Origin of the sequence: Mycobacterium sp. DL99, assembly GCF_004762045.1 — a bacterium.
Taxonomy (GTDB): domain Bacteria; phylum Actinomycetota; class Actinomycetes; order Mycobacteriales; family Mycobacteriaceae; genus Mycobacterium.
Genome location: NZ_SJOM01000007.1, coordinates 5,129,546 through 5,147,985, shown reverse-complemented (window position 1 = coordinate 5,147,985; position 18,440 = coordinate 5,129,546). Strand labels below are relative to the sequence as shown.

General features: G+C 66.6%; 18 protein-coding genes. 13 read left to right on the top strand and 5 right to left on the bottom strand.

From position 1 onward, the window contains the following. Positions 1 to 79: 79 nt before the first annotated feature. From EYZ64_RS25115 to EYZ64_RS25095, 5 genes are all read left to right on the top strand, one after another. Positions 80 to 2,008: a methyltransferase domain-containing protein gene (locus EYZ64_RS25115; RefSeq protein ID WP_135457732.1), complete on the top strand. Its 1,929-nt coding sequence runs from the start codon at positions 80 to 82 to the stop codon at positions 2,006 to 2,008. Continuing rightward, positions 2,005 to 2,781, top strand: a complete 777-nt coding sequence (locus tag EYZ64_RS25110; RefSeq protein WP_167857961.1) for a glutamate racemase — start codon at positions 2,005 to 2,007, stop codon at positions 2,779 to 2,781. The genes EYZ64_RS25115 and EYZ64_RS25110 overlap by 4 nt, the downstream gene beginning before the upstream one ends. A 35-nt stretch (positions 2,782 to 2,816) precedes the next feature. Beyond that, on the top strand, positions 2,817 to 3,260 hold the full coding sequence (locus EYZ64_RS25105; RefSeq protein WP_135457728.1) for a DUF6636 domain-containing protein: 444 nt from the start codon (positions 2,817 to 2,819) through the stop codon (positions 3,258 to 3,260). A gap of 462 nt (positions 3,261 to 3,722) precedes the next feature. After that, on the top strand, positions 3,723 to 5,156 hold the full coding sequence (locus tag EYZ64_RS25100) for a hypothetical protein (protein WP_135457726.1): 1,434 nt from the start codon (positions 3,723 to 3,725) through the stop codon (positions 5,154 to 5,156). 17 nt (positions 5,157 to 5,173) lie between these two features. Further along, positions 5,174 to 6,322 carry a zinc-binding dehydrogenase gene (locus tag EYZ64_RS25095; RefSeq protein WP_135457724.1) on the top strand — a complete coding sequence of 383 codons (1,149 nt, stop codon included), beginning with the start codon at positions 5,174 to 5,176 and terminating at the stop codon, positions 6,320 to 6,322. On the opposite strand, the gene EYZ64_RS25090 is transcribed toward EYZ64_RS25095, so the two are convergent. Next, positions 6,307 to 7,518, bottom strand: coding sequence for an alpha/beta hydrolase family protein (locus EYZ64_RS25090; protein WP_135457722.1), 1,212 nt, complete (start codon positions 7,516 to 7,518; stop codon positions 6,307 to 6,309). The two genes, EYZ64_RS25095 and EYZ64_RS25090, sit on opposite strands and share 16 nt — an antisense overlap. 93 nt (positions 7,519 to 7,611) lie before the next feature. Here EYZ64_RS25090 and EYZ64_RS25085 point away from each other — a divergent pair, with 93 nt between their 5' ends. Both EYZ64_RS25085 and EYZ64_RS25080 read left to right on the top strand, forming a co-directional pair. Beyond that, the gene (locus tag EYZ64_RS25085; RefSeq protein WP_135457720.1) at positions 7,612 to 8,211 is read left to right on the top strand and encodes a TetR/AcrR family transcriptional regulator; all 600 of its coding nucleotides are present in this window, start codon (positions 7,612 to 7,614) and stop codon (positions 8,209 to 8,211) included. Positions 8,212 to 8,298: 87 nt separating this feature from the next. Further along, positions 8,299 to 10,224: a potassium transporter Kup gene (locus tag EYZ64_RS25080; RefSeq protein WP_210115695.1), complete on the top strand. Its 1,926-nt coding sequence runs from the start codon at positions 8,299 to 8,301 to the stop codon at positions 10,222 to 10,224. Here the strand turns inward: EYZ64_RS25080 and EYZ64_RS25075 are convergent. Further along, positions 10,221 to 10,394: a DUF3349 domain-containing protein gene (locus EYZ64_RS25075; RefSeq protein WP_167857960.1), complete on the bottom strand. Its 174-nt coding sequence runs from the start codon at positions 10,392 to 10,394 to the stop codon at positions 10,221 to 10,223. The two genes, EYZ64_RS25080 and EYZ64_RS25075, sit on opposite strands and share 4 nt — an antisense overlap. Positions 10,395 to 10,552: 158 nt before the next feature. Here EYZ64_RS25075 and EYZ64_RS25070 point away from each other — a divergent pair, with 158 nt between their 5' ends. Continuing rightward, positions 10,553 to 11,221 carry a phosphate signaling complex PhoU family protein gene (locus tag EYZ64_RS25070; protein ID WP_135457713.1) on the top strand — a complete coding sequence of 223 codons (669 nt, stop codon included), beginning with the start codon at positions 10,553 to 10,555 and terminating at the stop codon, positions 11,219 to 11,221. Positions 11,222 to 11,252: 31 nt separating this feature from the next. Here the strand turns inward: EYZ64_RS25070 and EYZ64_RS25065 are convergent, their stop codons facing one another. Further along, entirely contained in the window at positions 11,253 to 12,092 is an 840-nt protein-coding gene (locus tag EYZ64_RS25065) for a glycoside hydrolase family 16 protein (protein WP_135457711.1), read from the bottom strand. 131 nt (positions 12,093 to 12,223) lie between these two features. On the opposite strand from EYZ64_RS25065, the gene EYZ64_RS25060 reads away from it, so the two are divergent. From EYZ64_RS25060 to EYZ64_RS25040, 5 genes are all read left to right on the top strand, one after another. Further along, positions 12,224 to 12,478 carry a hypothetical protein gene (locus tag EYZ64_RS25060; protein ID WP_135457709.1) on the top strand — a complete coding sequence of 85 codons (255 nt, stop codon included), beginning with the start codon at positions 12,224 to 12,226 and terminating at the stop codon, positions 12,476 to 12,478. 189 nt (positions 12,479 to 12,667) lie between these two features. Next, positions 12,668 to 13,090, top strand: coding sequence for a hypothetical protein (locus EYZ64_RS25055; RefSeq protein WP_135457707.1), 423 nt, complete (start codon positions 12,668 to 12,670; stop codon positions 13,088 to 13,090). Positions 13,091 to 13,198: 108 nt separating this feature from the next. Continuing rightward, positions 13,199 to 13,876: a YczE/YyaS/YitT family protein gene (locus EYZ64_RS25050; protein WP_286175121.1), complete on the top strand. Its 678-nt coding sequence runs from the start codon at positions 13,199 to 13,201 to the stop codon at positions 13,874 to 13,876. Between the two features lie 52 nt (positions 13,877 to 13,928). After that, positions 13,929 to 14,300 (top strand): nuclear transport factor 2 family protein, encoded by a 372-nt coding sequence (locus EYZ64_RS25045; RefSeq protein ID WP_135457705.1) that lies wholly within the window; start codon positions 13,929 to 13,931, stop codon positions 14,298 to 14,300. An 82-nt stretch (positions 14,301 to 14,382) separates the two neighbouring features. Next, a complete protein-coding gene (locus tag EYZ64_RS25040; RefSeq protein ID WP_135457703.1) occupies positions 14,383 to 16,647 on the top strand; it encodes a winged helix-turn-helix domain-containing protein in 2,265 nt (754 codons plus the stop codon). Here EYZ64_RS25040 and EYZ64_RS25035 read toward each other — a convergent pair. Continuing rightward, positions 16,577 to 17,419: a bile acid:sodium symporter family protein gene (locus tag EYZ64_RS25035; RefSeq protein ID WP_286175120.1), complete on the bottom strand. Its 843-nt coding sequence runs from the start codon at positions 17,417 to 17,419 to the stop codon at positions 16,577 to 16,579. The two genes, EYZ64_RS25040 and EYZ64_RS25035, sit on opposite strands and share 71 nt — an antisense overlap. Then, complete coding sequence (locus EYZ64_RS25030) at positions 17,419 to 18,432, bottom strand: hypothetical protein (protein WP_135457701.1); 1,014 nt, start codon at positions 18,430 to 18,432, stop codon at positions 17,419 to 17,421. Before EYZ64_RS25030 ends, EYZ64_RS25035 begins: the two co-directional genes overlap by 1 nt. Positions 18,433 to 18,440: the final 8 nt, after the last annotated feature.

Genomic DNA, 18,440 nt, shown 5'->3' with positions numbered 1-18,440 from the left:
CATCCCATTGTGACGCCACGCGGCGTTACCGCAAGGATCCGTTGAGAATCCTGCAAGGTGTCGGCGTCATCGTTCCGGCATGACCACCATTTCGCACCTCCCTGTCCGGTACGACGACACTGCCGGACTGGGTTCGCTGCTCGACGACTTGGCTTGCGTCGCGGTCAGGGGCGAGGTCCCCGGGCCGGAACTGCTGACCCGGACCGCCCGTATGCGCCCGGCGCTGGCCGCGATGGCGGCCGACCCCAACGATGGTGAGCCGTACTCCCGGACGATCTTGCGCGTCGACGACGAGGTCGAGATCATGCTGGCCCGGTGGCGACCAGGGCAACGCTGCGCACCCCACGACCACGGCGGGGCAGGCGGTTTCGTCATCGTCCTGCACGGCCGGTTCGAGGAGAGACGGTTCGACTGGGACGGTCCACGATTGACGGTCACCGGCATCACCGAGCACCACACCGGCGAGGTCGCGAGCATCACCAGCGAGGTGATCCACGATATGGCCGGCTTGGAAGGGGGATTGACCCTGCATTTCTACAGTCCGCCTGCGACCAGCATGAGGGTGTTCGATCTGGACCGCTCCGAGATGTTGGAGTTGGTCGGTAACTACGGAGCCTGGATTCCGCAGGAGCAGCACCCGCGTATCCCGTTCGATCAGATATCCCCTGAAACGGTTGCTGCGCCGGTGATCTGGGTGGCCCACACCACGCACTACCGGGGCGGATCGGCAGAGTTCGCGGTGGCAGCGGTGACCATGGCGCGTGAGCTGGCCGCTGCCCATCCCGATGCCGAGGTCATCGTGTCCGGCCTGCACCACAAGGCCGACTTCGCCGCGCAGCTCGCCCGACTGACCGAGGCCGGCCGCGTGATCGATCAGTTGCACCTCATCAGCCACTCCGGAATGTACGGCCCGATGTTCGGATCGACCGACTGGCCCGAGCAGTTCTCACCGCACGAATGGCGTTCGATGACAATCCCTTTCACCAACACGGGCTGCGCCTACTTTCATGCCTGCCGCACCGCGCGCTGGTTCGCACCGTTCTTCGCGAACGTGTTCGGTGTATCCGCGTTCGGAAACCGCAACTACACCACGGTGTCGGCGCGCAAGGACCGGTTTTCCTGGGCGGGCCGCCGCCCGATGTCCCGCACCGATCTTTATCTGATCGACGCGCCGGGACGGAAGTCGCACGGGCCGCTCGGCGCGGCCCGCAAGTACCTCGGAGCGGCGGCGCAGCCGCCGGTGCTCAGCACGCCCGACCCCGCCGGTTCCGTCGGCTCGTACGATCCGGTGGCCGAGCTCTACGACCGTGCCTACGCCGACATCAGGGTGCGCGGCACCGAGTGGCGGTGGGTGTCCGAACGGGCCGCACACGCCCGAGCCGAACTCGGCCGGGGGCTTCGGGTACTTGAAATCGGCTGCGGCACTGGCGCGTTGCTGCGCGCATTGGACGACGACGGTGTACTCGACCTCGGCATCGGCGTGGACGTCTCCTCGGGGATGCTCGCTCAGGCGCGCAACCGTGGCCGGCATCGTTCCCGGCTGCGGTTCGCCCAGGTCGACGGTCCGCAGCTGGATATCCCCGACGATCACGTCGACGTGGTGATCTGCTTTCTGTCGTTCCGGTACCTGGATTGGGATCCGGTGATGGCCGAGATCCGCCGGGTGTTGGCGCCCGGCGGCCGGCTCTGGGTGGTCGACATGGTCGAGCATCCGGTGCGGGTTCGCGAACTCCCGGTGCTGGCCCGGTCGGCGCTCGCGCACGTGCGTACCCGTCGGGCCCGGCCACAGTTCGCTGCCGACCTGACCGCGTTGACCAGCCATCCGGCATGGCGGGAGATGCTGCGGCACAACCCGATCCGCGCCGAGCACGAGTACCGCTGGTATTTGGCCAGCCGGTTCCCCGGCACGCAGTTGCGGCTGCTGACCGCGACACAGTCACAGCGTGTGATGGCGTTCGACTCCGGACCGCTCGACAAGGGGCTCACGGCCCCGCTCACCTACCCATGACGCCGACGGCGTGCCTCGGCATCGTGGACTGGGGCATCGGAGGCATCGGGCTGGTACGCGAGCTGGACCGGCGCGTGCCGGGATTGCCGGTGCTGTACTGGTCGGACGCCGGGGCCACGCCCTACGGCCGGATGCGCAGCGCGGACCTGACTGCCCGGCTCTACGCCGTCGTCTCCGAGCTCGCCCGCCGGGGCGCCACCGAAGTGGTGCTGGCCTGCAATGCGGCGAGCACCGTCGCCCCGCGCCTGAGCCAGGCGCCGGTTTCGGTGGAGGGCATCATCGGTCACGGCCTGGCGTCTGTGCCCGACCGCCTCCGAGGACCCGTCGGCGTCGTCGGCGGGCGACGCACCATCGCCAGCGGCTGCTACCGGCGCGGGCTGGCCCGGCCCGGCCGCGAGGTGCTGTCCCGGGTGGCCCAACCGTTGTCGGCGCACATCGAGGCGGGCAGCACCGGCTCACCGGGGTTCGTCGCCGACCTGCGCCGGATCGTGGCCCCGCTACAGCGGGCTCAAGCTGTGGTCTTGGCGTGCACCCACTATCCCGCCGTCAGCGACTGGTTCGCCGACGCCTTGCCCGACGCCACGCTGATCGACCCGGTCCAGCGGCTGGCCGCCGCGATCGCCGCACGCCATCCCGCCGCGCAGGCCGGCGCCCTTGCTCAAAGGACCTACCTGACCAGCGGCGATTCCGAGGCCATGCGGCGCGGTGCGGCGATCGCCTGGGACGTGGAAGTGAACGCCACCGCATGCTCACTCCGCACCAGATTCCGTTGAGAATTCCGCAAGACGGGCCCCGCATGCTCAAGCCCATGAGCACAATCCAGCGTCACCTCATCCCGTTCGTCGCCGCGGCGGCCGCCGTCATCGCTCTGCCGGCGACCGCATACGCCTGCCCGCCACCGCCCAAGTTCGTCACCCCATCGGGCAACATCTGGTGTCTGGTCCCGAACGGCTTCGACGGCAGCAACGGTGTCGTCTGCGAGATCCGGGAGCACACCTACGCCCCGCCGGCCAAGCCGGCGGACTGCCACCTGGACTGGGGCGACCGCGTCAGCCTGAAACCGGGCAGCGCTCCCGAGGTGCACTGCCACGGCGACACCATTTTCGACACCGGAATGCCCACGCTGGCTTACGGCCAGACGCGTTCGGCCGGACCGATGAAGTGCGAGTCGCAACCCGCGGGCGTCACCTGCACCGACACCGGCACCGGACACTTCTTCCGGATGTCGCGCGAATCCCTCGAACTCGGCTAGGGGTTCGCACATGTGCTGGACTGATCGTTCCGCCATCTCGTCGAATCCCGTCCGACGGAGCGCCGACCCCCGCTAGCGTGACAAAGGTCGGGTTCGATGTAACGGGGGCGAATAGTGACGCGGATAGCGGCGTGGGTTGGTGCTGGACTTTTCACGGCGGGCATGTCGGCGGCCGTACTCGCCGGGGCAGGGACAGCTCACGCTGACGACGACGCCGGGTCGAAGCGCGATGCGAAGCCGGCGGCCACGCACAACGACTCCAGCCAGAAATCGCAGAAACCGAAAACACGCGTGGCGAAACAGCGGCCGACATCTGCGGTATCGAAAGCGGCCACAGACACACAGCCCGCGACCAAACAGCGTAGGGCGGAGACGCAAAGGCCGATCCGGCAACTCGCCGATTCAATTCAGGCCAAGGCGCGCAGCGAGATTCGGCAGGCCACCCGCGGCGAGCGGAACTCGGTGAGCGTCCTCGGCAGTCCCAAAGGCTTGGAGGACGTCACCCCAAAGCCCACTGAAGCGCCATCGAATGACATCCAGGTCCGGGTCCGGCCGCCGATCAGCATCAGGTCCGCCCTTGTCGCAGCCATCCCGGCCCACGACGATCCCATCGAGGCGATCCACGATGTGATCCGCAGCCTCGGAGCACTGACACTCAATCCCGAGCCGCAGAACTATCCCGAGCCGTTGTCGGTGATCACCGGCATCGTCTTCGATACCCTGGCCACTTTGGAGCGGGCCGTCGGCGGTGACCCGGTGGTCCCGCCGGAGCTGCGCGACTCTGTTGAGGTCAGCACGTCCACACTGGTGATCTCCGAAGGCCACGAGGTCGAATCCAACTGGTATTTCCCGACATCCGCGAACGGTGAGCCACCTACCCGGATGATCTACCTGCAGCACGGCTTCCTTGCGAACGGGCCGCTCTACAGCTACACCGCGTCGTATCTGGCCCACACGACCAACAGCATCGTCGTGACCACCACGTTCACGTCGAACCCGTTCGAGGCTGACGGCATGTGGCTCGGCGGTGACAACCTGCACGAGGCGGTCGCGCAGTTGTTCCTCGATCCCGACCGCACGGCACTCAACGCCAGTATGGACACCGCCGAGCTGAAGGCCGGCCGCACCGAGAATCTCGACGTGCCGACGCAGTTCGTCCTTGTCGGGCACTCGCTGGGCGGCGGATTTGCGCCCGGGGTCGCCGGATACTACGCCGAGGGGCTGAGCCGCCGGCGCGAGCAGGGTCTGGACGCGCCCAACGACCTTGCCGGCGTGGTGATTTACGACGCGGTGCCGATGGGCTCGATCGTCCCCGACGCCATGGACCGGCTCGACGCGCTGGAAACGAATGGGACCGCTGACCCCAGCGACGACGACCCGAACGATTACATCCCGATCTACGAGATCGGCGCCCCGCTGAACTTCCTCAACGTGTTCAGCGACGTCAACAACCAGCTGTCGGAAGCGCGGCCCGGTCAGTTCACCGGCGTCGTCCTCGAAGGCGGCGTGCACATGGATCCCATGCAGGGCGGCAACCCGCTGATCCAGGCCACCGCGTATCTCGTTGCGGGATTCCCGCAGCCGCAGAACCCGCTGGCCGTCCGGGAGCTGTCGGCCGGGTGGATCAACGACATGTTCGACGAGAAAATCGATCCCGCCACCGGTACCTGCCAAGCCGACTGTGCCGGGCAGTACGGCGACGGCGACGACTCATTCACCACCACCACGGCGGAGGGCGACGCTGTGGCGGTGCTGATCGGCACGCAGAAGGCCCGCGACCTCACTTCATTGCGCGCCATCAGCCTGACCGACTTCGTGTCCGCGATCCCGGCCGGGGTGCTCAACGGCCTGGAGACCACTTGCGATCTCTTCACCGGGGGCAAATGCACGGTGTAGCGACGTAGTGTTCAGACATGACTGAGCCACTACCCAAGACCGCTCTGGAATTGCGGTCGCTGGTGACTGCGGACGGCACGCTTGAGTTGTCATTGCACGAGGTCGAGGTGCCCGCCCCGGCGGCCGACGAAGTCGTGGTCCGGGTCGAGGCGTCGCCGATCAACCCGTCGGACCTGGGGCTGCTGATCCCTGCCGCCGCCGACATGTCGGCCGCGACGGTCGCCGGGACGCCGGAACGTCCCGTCGTCACCGCACCGCTGCGTGACGGGGCACTAGCAGGTCTGGCGGCCCGTGTCGGCGCCTCGCTTCCGGTGGGCAACGAAGGCGCGGGCACGGTGGTGGCCGCGGGGGCCGCACCGGCCGCGCAAGCGCTGCTCGGCAAGACGGTCGGGATCGCCGGCGGCGCCATGTACGCGCAGTACCGGGTGGTCAACGCCGCGGCGTGTCTGGTCCTGCCCGAGGGCGCGACGGCCAAGGACGGCGCATCGTCGTTCGTCAATCCGCTCACGGCGCTGGGGATGCTGGAAACCATGAGGCGCGAAGGACATTCGGCCTTGGTGCACACGGCGGCGGCGTCGAATCTGGGTCAGATGCTCGTCAAGGCGTGCCTCGCCGACGGGGTGCCGCTGGTCAACATCGTCCGCAAGGCCGAACAGGAAGAGATCCTGCGTGGCCTGGGCGCGACCCACGTCTGCAACTCGGCGTCACCGACCTTCGAAACGGATCTCGTCGAGGCGCTCAAGGCGACGTCGGCGACGCTGGCGTTCGACGCCACCGGCGGCGGAACGTTGGCGAGCCAGATCCTCAACGGTATGGAGCAGGCGGCCAATGCGACCGCGGCGCAGTACTCCCGATACGGGTCGGCGGTGCACAAGCAGGTGTACATCTACGGCAGCCTCGACACCAGCCCCACCGTCCTCACCAGAAACTTCGGGATGGCCTGGGGTGTGGGCGGTTGGCTGCTGACACCGTTTCTCGCCGGCGCCGGGCCGGAGACCATCGCCAGGCTGCGCGCCCGCGTCGCCGCGGAGCTCACGACGACGTTCGCGAGCGCCTACACCCAAGAGGTCTCACTGGCCGGGCTGCTCAAACCCGACGCGTTCAACAGCTACCTGAAGAAGGCCACCGGGGAGAAATACCTGGTGACTCCTCAGGCTGTGCCGTAGCCGACTTGTTCGTCGAGCCAGTCGAACATCACCTGATTCGCCCGCGATGCGGCTCCCATATGGCAGTGCTCGCCGGCGCCGTCGGCCTCATACAGCGTCACCAGTGTGGTCTTCGCGTTGACCATCGCCTCGGCGGCCCGGGCGGGCTCACCCTTGAAGAACTGGTCGTTCTCGGCGTCGAGTACCAATGCCGGGGCGGTGATCCGGTCGGCCACATCGGCGATCGTGTAGGCCTTGAAGGCGCGTGCCAAGTCGGCCGGTGATTCGATTCCCAAGGCCCACAGTCCATTTCGGACCGCCCAGCGGGTCTGGGTATTTACCGCCATCAGCAGTCCGAGCACCGCCTCGGCGGCCTCATCGTTTCCCTCGTCGATCCAGTTGGTGAGGAATGGCGGCATCATGTTGACCAACGCCGCGTAGAAGTCGTAGACGCCGTCGTTGAGGATCACCGCGGCGAGCCTGTTCTCGAAGGCCGCCGCCCGGGCCGCCAGATAACCGCCCAGGCTGTAGCCGAAGACTGTGATCGCCTCCGGTGCGATCTCGGGGCGAGTGAGCGCAAAGTCCACCACCGGGGTCAGCACGGCCTCCCAGTCGGGCCGGAACGTCAGGCCCTGCTCCCGCAATGTGGCGCCTTGGCCCGGCCCGTCGAATGCCAGCACGTTGTACCCGCGCGTCAGCGCTGCGGCCGCGAGCGCGACGTAGGATTCCTCGAGCGTGGAGTCGTATCCACCGTTGAAGATCACGGTGGGCCGGGGGCGCCCGGAATCATCGACCAGGTAGAGGTACCCCGGCAGCGTGGTGTCCTGGTAGGGGATGGCCAATCGTTCGAAACCGAAGTCGAACAAGGCCATTGCCTCCAGGAAGGTCTCGCGCGAGCGCGCGAACAGTTGCTTGGGCTCGGGGTCGTGCGACGGGTCGTCGCGCAGATAGAACTCGGCAGTGCGGTAGTAGTTCGACGCGCGCAGCAGTGCCTCACGCGCGCTGACCCGGTGATCGGCGGCCAACGATTGACGACCCAACGCCTCGACCCGCTGCGCCGTCGCCTTCCATTCGCGATGCCACGCCGCCTCATCACCTTCCGGTATGGCGCGGGCCGTGACGAGGACCTCGCCCAGGTCGGCGCCGCCGGCATTGGCGTAGCCGGCTGCCCGGAGCGTTTCGAATGAGAACGACTCGTCGTCGAACAGGAATTTCATGGGTCCTCCTTAACGAAACGGAACTGCATCGTCTCGATTAGGCTAGATCGTGTTTAAACGGAACGCAACCGTTCCGTCTCGTACAATCGGCCCGTGGCCACAGCAGCGCGCCGGACGTCGGGCGGTCCTGTCCTGCTTGACGACGTGACGGCGGCGATCGAGTCCGCGTTCTTCGAGGAGCTGGCTGCCGTCGGCTACGGCAGGCTCTCCGTGGATGCAGTGGCCAAACGCGCCGGGGTAGGCAAGGCCGCCATCTATCGACGGTGGAAATCGAAGCAGGACTTGGCAGCCGACCTCGTGACCAAGACGGCGATCACGGCGATCGATGTCCCTGACACCGGGACGCTGCGCGGCGACGTCAGGGCCTACCTGCAGAATGGCCGCGAGGCGCTGACACATCGGCTGGCTCGCACCATCATTCCGGACCTGCTGGCCGAGGCCGCCCGCGATCCCGACTACGCCGCCACGATGGCCGCCCAGATCCGAGAACCACGCCGGCTCAAGGCAGCACAGTTGTTCGAGCGGGCCAGGCGGCGCGGCGAGATCGCCGACGACGTCGATATCGAGGTGGTGCTCGACATGGTCGGGGGAGCGCTCTACTGGCGTCAGTCGGTCATGCAGGTCGATGCCGACGACAACTACCTGGACCGGCTCACCGACGCCATCCTCACACTGGTTGCCGCCGATACCTGAGCACGATCCCAGGGTCTGGATGCACAATCAGCGGAAGCATCCGAGTCCAGCCACTTCATGACAGGACGGTCGACCTTCGTGCCCACCATGTCCGCGGCCGCCGATACTTCACACGGCACCGCTCACTCCCTGCGCCCAGCGATCGTCATCGGTGCGCTGGGCGTCGTGTTCGGCGACATCGGTACCAGCCCCATCTACACCGTGCAGACGGTGTTCAACCCGGCCGATCCGCACCCGGTGCCGCTGAACGATGCCAACGTCTACGGCGTCGTGTCGTTGATCTTCTGGTCGGTGATGCTGATCGTCACCCTGACCTACGTCACACTCGTGATGCGCGCCGACAACCATGGTGAGGGCGGCATCATGGCGTTGATCACGCTGCTGCGCCGCGGCAGCGGGACCCGTGGCCGACGCACCACCATGCTCCTGGCCGCCCTCGGGTTGTTCGGGGCAGCACTGTTCTTCGGTGACTCGATGATCACCCCGGCCATTTCGGTGCTGTCGGCCGTCGAGGGACTGAAGGTCGTCGAACCCGGGCTCGAAGCGTGGGTGGTACCGATCACCGCGGTGATCATCGTCGGGTTGTTTCTCGTCCAACGACAGGGAACCGCCGTGGTCGGCCGTTTCTTCGGGCCGGTGATGATCGCGTGGTTCACCGCGATCGGCGCCTGCGGTGTCGCGGGCATCGTCGCCAACCCCGGAATTCTGGCCGCGCTGTCCCCCTGGTACGCGATTACGTTCCTGGCGGGGCACTTTCACATCGCCTTCTTCGCGCTCGCCGCGATCGTGCTCTCGGTGACCGGTGCGGAGGCGCTCTATGCCGACATGGGCCATTTCGGGCGGCGCGCCATCACTGTCGGATGGCTGGGTCTGGTGCTGCCCGCGTGCACGTTGAACTACTTCGGGCAGGGCGCCTTGATCCTGGCCGACGAGACGAAGTCGAGCGCACCGTTCTTCCTCCTCACACCGGAATGGGCGCAAATCCCGATGGTGGTGTTGGCGACGGCGGCGACCGTCATCGCTTCGCAGGCGGTGATCACCGGCGCGTTCTCGGTGGTCTCGCAGGCGGTGCAACTCGGATACCTGCCGCGCCTACGGATTACCCACACCTCGGCGTCGACGATCGGCCAGATCTATGTGCCGTGGATCAACTGGATGCTGATGTTGTCAGTGCTCACGCTGGTGTTCGCATTCGAAACGTCTGCGGCGCTTGCATACGCATTCGGCATGGCGGTCGTGGGCACCATCACCATCACCACCACGCTCTTCCTGTACCTGGCCCGGCAGCAGTGGAAGTGGCCGCTGTGGGTGCTGGTGCTCGGCGGCGGGGCCTTGCTGGCGGTCGACCTTCTGTTCTTCGCCGCGAACCTCACAAAACTCGTGCACGGGGCCTGGCTGCCGCTCGTCATCGCGGTCGCCGCCTTCGTCGTCATGACCACATGGCAGCGCGGCCGGGCGGTGGTGACCGCGTCCCGCCGCGAAATCGAAGGTCCACTGCGCCCGTTCGTCAGCGACATCGCCCAACAGCGGCCGGCTTTGACCCGGATCCCCGGGACAGCAGTCTTTCTCAATCGTGGCGACGACACGGTGCCGCTGGCCATGCGCGCCAATGTCGACCACAACCACGTCGTGCACGAACACGTCCTGATCGCCTCGGTGGAGACGGAACCCGTTCCGCGCGTGTCTGATCAGAACCGTATAACGGTGGACGATCTCGGCTACCGTGACGACGGCATCCTGCACGTCACGATCCATGCGGGCTACATGGAGCGCCCGGATGTCCCGGCGGCGCTCAAGCGGATACCCGCCGAGGAAACCGAAGGTGGCATCGATCTCGAGAATGCGTCGTACTTTCTGTCGCACCTGGACCTCGTCCCGGGAACTGAACCCAACATGGTCCCTTGGCGCAAGCGCCTTTTCATCGCCACCTCGCTCGTGACGGCTGATGCGGCGGGGTACTTCAACCTGCCTCCGGAACGGACCGTCATCATCGGTTCACGTATGGAGGTCTAGCCGACCCGACGCTGTAGTTTGAATTCGTCTGCCATGAAGGCGATCTCGGCGTCTGTGATCCGCCGTGGGCACAGGGCGAGCAACGCGATGTGCCCGGTGGGGGCCACGCCGGCCGGGTAGCCGGCTCTCAAGAACGCCACGACGTTCCTCATGCGAATCGAACAGCTCATCTTCGGATCCTTGTGTGACATCCATTGACAACCAACACCGGTCGACGCCAACGTAATGCTCCATCGTCGACCGCCGCACGTGCGCCAACCGAATACTTACGAATCGTTGATGCCGCGGGGCGCCCATCCATACGTTTCCACCTCTTATCGTGGGGAACATGCGAGATGGGTTTCATCGACAGTTGGATCTCCTCACCGCGGACATCGCGATGCTCTGTCATGCGGCGGGGATCGCCATGAGCCATGCCACCGAAGCGCTTCTGTGCGCCCAGATTTCGGCGGTTGAAGAAGCCATCGGCGATCACCGGCGTATCTCGGCGAAGGCCGCTGGGGTCGAGGCCATGGCCTACCGCCTGCTGGCCCTGGAGTCTCCCGTCGCGTCTGATCTGCGCGCCGTTGTCACCAGCATGCAGCACGCCGTCGACGCAGACCGGATGGGGGCGTTGGCGTTACACGTCGCCGAGGCGGCTCGCCGACGGCACCCGCAGCGCGCCGTGCCCCAGGACATCAGCATCGTCTTCGCCGACATGGCGGCCATCGGGGTGCAGATGGGCAGTGCTGCCAGAGATGTCGTGCTGTCCGGCGATCCGGTCAGGGCGAACCAGCTGCGGTGCGACGACGACCGAATAGATTCGTTGCACCGCAACCTGTTCGGCAAGGTGATGGATCCACAATGGAGCCACGGGATTGCAGCCGCGATCGACGTGACGCTGCTGAGTCGGTACTACGAGCGGTTCGCCGACCATGCGGTGGACATCGGGGTCCGCGCGGCCTTTCAGTACACCGGTCGCCCGCTGCCTCGCTCCGCAGTTGCTGCCGGAGTATGAGCCGAGTGCCGTGGTTGTGGCACTCGCGCACCTACCAGACGCGTACGTAGTCCACGAGCATGTCGGCCGGATAGGTCCCGCCGCTGGGGTCTTCTCCGCCGGAGCCCGCGACCGCGAGGTTCAGCACCACGAACATCGTGTAGCCGGGCTGGCTGAACGGCCAGTCCGGGAGCTGGCTCGCCGAAACCTCGAAGTAGGGCTTCGCCCCTTCGGTGTAGTCCTGCCAGAACCGGGCGCCGGTGGCATCCCACTGGGTGCGCCACGTGTGCCAGCCGGTGTCGACGGCGATGTTGTGGGTTTCCCATTCGCCGCCGTTCGACTTGGCGTGCACGGTGGTGGCTGACGGCCATTTGCCGTTGCCGTACCACTCGACGATGTCGAGCTCGCCCTCGCCCAGGGTGCCCAGCCAGAAGGCCGGCCAGGCGCCCGCGGTCAGGCAGTTGAACTTGATCCGCGCCTCCCAGGTGTGCCCGGCCCCGCCTTCCCACACGCTGGCCAGCTTGGCGCCGTAATAGGCGTCGCCTTCCTTGGTGGCCCGGATGACGAGGTTCCCCTTGCCGTCGAGGAATGCATTCTTGCGGTCGTCCCGGTACTGGCCGATACGGCCCGGCTGTTCCCAGTACGTGGGGTCCTTGATGGTCTCGCGGGCCTTCGCGATGGTCCACTTCGACGAATTCGGCGCCGAGCCCGCGGGCCCGTCGAATTCGTCCGCGAACACGTAGTTCATCGCTGCCTGCGGCGCTGAGGGCGCCGGAATGCGCGGTGTCTGGGGCCTGGTCGGGAGGGCATTGGCTAGAGGGGCGGGTATCGCCGCCGCCATCGCGCCCAGACCCGACAGCATCATCATCTTTCGACGGTCCAAGTTGGCCATGTTGGACCACCTTAGCCGGGCAACGTGCATCGGTAGGGGTCGAGTGATTTTGCCGACGGGCGGTTCGGTTCAGAACATTTCCATAGGAAACGCTTCATCCCTGCTCAGCCAGCGCGGGGACAGTGGGTTACATGACCACGCCGATCGAATCATCGCGCCAGGCATGGTGGCGCAGCGCGCCGGCCGCCGGACTGGTGCTCGCCGGGGCGTTCCTCGCCATTCTGCTCGGTGTAGCCATCGACGGGCCGTGGGCGACGGTGCTGGCCTCACTCGCCGGCTTCGCGACGGCCATCACGGTGATCGCGGCCGCGGCGACCAGCTGGGAACACGTCGTCGTCAACGCCCGCAGCGCCGGGTTGATCGAGTTCGAGGTCGAATCCCGCTAACTGCCGGCCATACGGCCGCCCGCCGATACAGGTGGCGGCCCGGAGCTGCCAGCTAAGTGCAAGCACTCTCAGCGGCGGCTGCAACGGCCGTCGCTGTGTCAATCCTGCTGTCCCCGAGGCGCGTTCGTGTGAGATGCTCTGCGCGTCAATTTTGGCCACCGGGTCGGGGCGACTTCAGGGAGTGCGAACGTGAGACTTGTCATGGGCATTATTCCGGCGATGGTTCTGGCCGGAACGGCGATCGGTTTCGCGGGCCCGGCTGCCGCCGAAGACCTCAACGGCACCTATCGCTATGACCACGACGGTCCGTCGACCTGGAGCACCTGGACCGTGACGTCCTGTGGTTCGGGATGCGCCGACGTGGCGGCCACCGGCGGCGCGACGTGGGCGCCGTATGGCGGCCAGGCCCACCTGGACAACGGGCGTTGGACGATGGTGAGCCCGTGGCCAGACGCGGGGACCTGTGAGGGCACCCCGCTCACCGCCTCACGCACGCTGTCCTGGGACGACGCGACGCTGGCCGGCAACGGCTACGCCACCTGGGAAGCGAGCGACTGTGGCCCGGCCGAGCGCAGTGATCGGTTCTCGTTCACGTTGACGAAGCTCTCCTAGCACGAGTCCCGCTGCGCGCGGCCAGGTGTTTCCGGCGCGCCGCGTTCGACGACTACCTAGCTCTGCCATAGTCGGCATCAGATCCGAGACCGCATCGGAGGGTGGATTGTGGGTAGTCAGAACATGCACTACTGGCGGCGATCCTTCTGGGCGCTCGTGGGCGTGGCCGTCCTGGGTTTCGGCTCGGCGGTGTTGCGCGTCGCGCAGGTCGGCGTGGATCCCTACACCGCGGCCAACATCGGCATCAGCAACACGATCGGTCTCGACCTCGGCACGTACCAGCTGATCAGCAACGCCGTGCTGCTGATCCCGGTCTTCTTCTTCGGCCGCATGTACATCGGGATCGGCTCGATCATCAACATGGTCATGACCGGGTACTTCGTCCAATGGTTCTCGGCTCTACTGAGCCCACATGTCCCCAGCGAGCCGACCCGGTTGGTGCAGACCGTGATGTTCCTCGTCGGGATCACGTTGTTCACCGCCGGTGCGTCGATGTACATGACCGCCGCGCTGGGCAACGCCCCGTACGACGCGATCGCCCCGATCATCGTCGACCACACGCGCCTCCCGTACCGGGTGGTCCGCGTGGCCCAGGACCTCGCGTTCGTCGCGCTGGCGTTGGCGTTCCACGGACAGATCGGTATCGGGACGGTGATGACCGCGTTCTTCGCGGGTCCGCTGATCGACTTCTTCACCGAGAAGGTCAACAAGCCGCTGATGAAGAAGGACCTGGCGGCGCTCGAAGCATTTCAGCAGCGCGTCAAGACCACCCGTTGGCATTTCTGATCGCGGCGTCGCCGGCCGGAATGGAATAGGACTGCAGTCCGTTTAATTGGGCATGACTGCGAACGAACGGACTCTGGAACTGCTCACCCGCAATCTCCCCGAGGTATTCGGGGAAGGGGACGCCCGCCGCCGGCGCGCCGCAGTCGACGATCTCTATTCCGACGACTGCGTCGTCTACTCACCGGACGGCGCCTTCGCGGGCCGCGACGCGGTGGACAAGTTTGCCGGCGACCTGCGGGCAACGCATCCGGATTTCGTGTACACCCACCGCGGTGAGCCGCAGGTTCTCGCGAATGCGGGCATCCTTGCGTGGGGTTCAGGCCCCAAGGGAGAGGAGCCGGAGTACACCGGGTTGGACGTCATCCTGGCCCGGGACGGGAAAATCGTTGCGCTGTATGTCTTTCTGAATCCGTCGCTGTCGTAGCCCGTCAAGATACTTGACGCTCCGCGCCCGCACGCGTCGTGCGGAAAGCTGCGCACTGACGCCCCTGACCTAAAATGCCCAAGTGGTAGCACGATCCTGGCCGGCGCACATTCCGGTGGCGACAGTCGGACGACCGGCAACCGCACGCGCCGGTGTTCCCCGCCCGGGAGTGACCCGTGTACTGCAGGATCGCACCGGTCTGGTCGTGGTTGCCGCCCCCGCGGGATACGGGAAGACCACCGTGGTGGAGCAGTGGGACGACGCCGATCAGCGTTCGTTCGCGTGGGCGCGGCTCGACAATCTCGACAACGACCCCGCGCACCTGCTGTTGCACCTGGCCACGGCACTGAACCAGGTCAAGCCCATCGACCCGACGGTGCTGGACTACCTGCAGGGCGCGGGCCGCGTCGAAAGCCAACTGGTGTCGGCATTCGTCCGGGCGCTCGAAAGCTGTGGGCCTGTCGTTCTGGTGCTCGACGACGTTCACGAGTTGTCGGCGAGCGCAGCCGTCGACGCCCTGCGCGCAGTGGTGGACCTGGCCCCGAATTCGACGACGCTGGTACTGGTCGGCCGGCAGATTCCCGCGCTCGATCTGGCGCGACGCCGACTGCAGGGCTATGTCAGCGAGATCGGAGTTCCCGAGCTGAAGCTGTCCGGATCCGAAGGTGCGGCCGCATTCGCGGCCCTCGGTGCCGGTATGGACAAGGCCACGGTCACACGGGTTCTCGACAAATGTGAAGGCTGGGCGGCCGGTGTGGTGATGGCGGCACTGGCGCTGCGCGATGGCGCGCCCGCTGAGGCAGTTACCGGTCGGCACCGGCTGCTGGCCGACTATCTGGTCGAGGAAGTGCTCAGTCAGCTCGATCCCGACACCGCCACGTTTCTGGCGGAATCAGCTGTCCTGGACCGCTTTTGTGCCGACGAACTCGACGCGCTGCTGGGGCGCACCGATTCGGCCGCGATGCTCGAGGCAATCACCCACTCGGGCAACATGTTTCTGGTTTCCCTTGATACCCAAGGTGTCTGGTACCGGTATCACCAATTGTTCGGTGATCTGTTGCGCGCACGACTGCGCGATCGGGATCCGGACCGGTTCCGGGAGTTGGCGGCGAGGGCCGCGGACCGGCTGGCCCACGCCGGTGACGTCGACGGCGCCTTGACCCAGGCGCTGGCCGCCGAGGACCGTGCGCAGGCCGCCGCGCTGGTGGTGATGGACGCGGTGCGGTTGGGCTTCGACGGCCGGGTCGGCGTCCTGGCCCGGCGGCTCAGCCTGATCGATGAGCAGACCTTCACCGACTACCCCGACGCCGCGATCGCGCGGGCCTGGCTGGGTGTGATGACCGGTGATGCCGAATTGATCCAGCGATCGTTGCTGACCGCGAGCGCGGCCGACTCCGGTAAACCGCTCTCCGACGGCACACCGTCGGTGGAGGTGGCCGCGGCGCTGATCGGTTCCCTGATCGGAATCGGCGGCGTGGGGGAGGTGATCCGGTTTGCGGAAACTGTCTGTGGTGCAGGTGATCACCTGGTCAACCCATGGTGGGGTGCGGCCACCACGATGAAAGGTACGGCCCTGGCCATGCTCGGGGAATCCGAGCAGGCCCGGGCCACCCTGGAATCTGCGTTGCCGGTGATCGAAGACCTCCCCGGATTCCAGGCCGCCGTGCTGGCACATCTCGCCGCATTGGACCTCGGCGACGGCGACCTGTCCGCCGCCATCTCACACACCAATGCCGCGCGCTCGATCGTCGACTCACGCGACTTGTCCGACATGGTCCCGATCGTGGTGGTCTACGCGGTCGACGCGCTGGTCCGGGCCCGGCGCGGCGACGTGGCCGGAGCGCGCTCGGCCGCCCGCGCGACCGAGCGGCTCCTCGACCGCCTGGGCGATCTGTCCGCCCGCACCGCCCTCATGGCCCATGTGCTGGTGGCGGGCGCAGCTGTCGAGATCGATGACACCGACCTGTGCGACCGTCACCTGGGCGCGGCGCAACGTGCCCATCGGCGTGAACCTGAGGCCGTCGGCGTCGGGCAATGGCTGGACCAGATCCGGACCTTGTCGGCGGCCCGTGCGGCCGGTGGTGCTCGGCCGTCGCTGACGACGGCCGAGCTCAGACTGTTGCCTTACCTGGCCACCCACCTGTCACTGCAGCGCATCGCAGGTGAGCTGATCCTGGGCCGGGAAACCGTGAAGAGTCAGGCCAAGGCGATCTACCGCAAGCTCGGTGTCTCCTCCCGCGCCGCCGCGGTGGCCGAGGCCGACCGGCTCGGGCTGCTCAGCGAGAGCGCGCGAGCCGCCGCGAGAACGGCAACAGCATCAGAAATTCGGCGATCAACACCACGGTGATCATCACGACCACCTTCGGATCATCGAAGTTCTGCCCGGCCACGACGAACGCCGCTGCGGCGTTGCGCTGAGCGGTTCCCAGCGCCAGCACCTCCCGTGTTCCGGGACCGCCCATGAGCCAACCGATCCCGCCACAGATCACCGTGTATATGACGGCCGCCAGGATGCCGAACGTGCCGAAAACCGATAGCACACTGTTGAAATGGGCGGCGATCGTGAACATGATCACGAGAATCATGCTGACGGTGGAGATCTTCGCGATCACGGGCTGGAGGCGGGCGGCCACCCCGGGACCGCGGGCCCGCAGCAGCAGGCCCGCGGCCAGCGGAATGAGCATCAGCACCACGAGCGATATCGCGATCTGGGCGGGGTTGACTGCGGCGCCCGAGACGAAGATCGGCAGGATCAGCGGCACATAGCCCACGGTGACAACCATCAGCAGCACCATCAAGCCCACCGCGAAGGCCATGTCGGCCTTCGCGAACTCGGCGAGCTTGATCAGGAACGGTGCGCCGGCCGCGAGCCCGCACAACAGCAGCCCGATCCCGAGGGGGTCGTCCAGATCGAACACCCGCCACAGCCCTAACGCGGCCAGCGGCGCCAGCACGAAGTTCGCTGCGAGGGACAGTGCAACCAGGCGAATGTTCTTGAGCGGGGCCAGGATCTGGCCGACAGTCAAGCCCAGACCGACTGCCAGGGTGCTCGATACGACGAAGAAGACGACGGCGATATTCGAGCCCCGCAGCAGCAGGTCATTCATGCCGGCCCCCATCAGGCCATCGTCACCAGGTTGCGCCAGAAGGACTTCAGGCTGTCACTGGCGCCGAACAGTGTCGTGAAATGGGTTGAGTCGACCAGCACGATGTCACCGGCGCGGTCACCCGAGGGCGGCATGTGGACGATGGCGTTGAACTCGGTGTTACCTGCCAGGGTGAACGGGTGCGGCCGGGTCATGTCGATCGGTTGCCGGCCCAACACCCGCAGGTCCGGCCCCTCGGGCGCGGTCAGCTCGTAGTGCGGCAGGTGCGGATGCAAGGCCAGCGTGCTGACGTCGCGCAGCAGGCCTGCGGAATCCAGATCGCGGAAAGTGGTAAGCGGCACAATCTGTCTGGTGCCCTCGACCGTGGCCGGACGCAGGCCCCAGGTGTTGTGCACCGGGATGTTCAGTCCGGTCAGCAGCGACCGGGCGTAGCCGCTGAAGCGCTGGATCCGCGGTGTCAGCGGATCACCGTGGTGCAGGTACTCCATCTGCTGCTGCTCTTTGTCGTCGATGAACCCGACGTCGTGATGCGGTGCCAGCATCAGGCAGGTGCCTTCGCGCTTCAGCCACTGCTGGATCGCGGCGATCTCTTCTTCGGTCGCGGCCTCGTCGCCGAGCAGGTGGTCCAGGCCGAAGATCATCAGGGTGTCGGTGTCGTCCAGAATGCGTTCGTCGATCGGCAGCCGGTACCCGGCCTGATCGACCCGCTGGAACACCGCGACCGGATGCCCGGTCGCTTCGCCGGCGACGTCCTGGAAGGCCAAGGACGAGCGGTGGAACAGTTCCAACGTTCCGTCGATGCCCTGCAGGAACTCCTTGGGGCTGTACTCGGGCGTCTCGTAGGCCGGCCAGGTGGCTAGGCGCACCTCGGTGACCGTGGAGAACCGGTTGTACAGCTCCGCGGGGTCGCGCTGGACCTCCCACGGGTAGCTCCACGACCAGTAGATGCTGACGCGTCGTTTGCCGTTGCGCGGCCGGGCGATGTGGGCCTGGTTGTAGGTGCGGGCGTATGACTGTGTAGCCATGGTGTCTC

What these genes read in the sequence shown, in the direction of transcription:
- EYZ64_RS25115 (WP_135457732.1), top strand. Translation starts at nt 80, where the DNA reads ATGACCACCATTTCGCACCTCCCTGTCCGGTACGACGACACTGCCGGA.
- EYZ64_RS25110 (WP_167857961.1), top strand. Translation starts at nt 2,005, where the DNA reads ATGACGCCGACGGCGTGCCTCGGCATCGTGGACTGGGGCATCGGAGGC.
- EYZ64_RS25105 (WP_135457728.1), top strand. Translation starts at nt 2,817, where the DNA reads ATGAGCACAATCCAGCGTCACCTCATCCCGTTCGTCGCCGCGGCGGCC.
- EYZ64_RS25095 (WP_135457724.1), top strand. Translation starts at nt 5,174, where the DNA reads ATGACTGAGCCACTACCCAAGACCGCTCTGGAATTGCGGTCGCTGGTG.
- EYZ64_RS25090 (WP_135457722.1), bottom strand. Translation starts at nt 7,518, where the DNA reads ATGAAATTCCTGTTCGACGACGAGTCGTTCTCATTCGAAACGCTCCGG.
- EYZ64_RS25080 (WP_210115695.1), top strand. Translation starts at nt 8,299, where the DNA reads ATGTCCGCGGCCGCCGATACTTCACACGGCACCGCTCACTCCCTGCGC.
- EYZ64_RS25075 (WP_167857960.1), bottom strand. Translation starts at nt 10,394, where the DNA reads ATGAGCTGTTCGATTCGCATGAGGAACGTCGTGGCGTTCTTGAGAGCC.
- EYZ64_RS25070 (WP_135457713.1), top strand. Translation starts at nt 10,553, where the DNA reads ATGCGAGATGGGTTTCATCGACAGTTGGATCTCCTCACCGCGGACATC.
- EYZ64_RS25065 (WP_135457711.1), bottom strand. Translation starts at nt 12,092, where the DNA reads ATGGCCAACTTGGACCGTCGAAAGATGATGATGCTGTCGGGTCTGGGC.
- EYZ64_RS25060 (WP_135457709.1), top strand. Translation starts at nt 12,224, where the DNA reads ATGACCACGCCGATCGAATCATCGCGCCAGGCATGGTGGCGCAGCGCG.
- EYZ64_RS25045 (WP_135457705.1), top strand. Translation starts at nt 13,929, where the DNA reads ATGACTGCGAACGAACGGACTCTGGAACTGCTCACCCGCAATCTCCCC.
- EYZ64_RS25035 (WP_286175120.1), bottom strand. Translation starts at nt 17,419, where the DNA reads ATGGGGGCCGGCATGAATGACCTGCTGCTGCGGGGCTCGAATATCGCC.
- EYZ64_RS25030 (WP_135457701.1), bottom strand. Translation starts at nt 18,432, where the DNA reads ATGGCTACACAGTCATACGCCCGCACCTACAACCAGGCCCACATCGCC.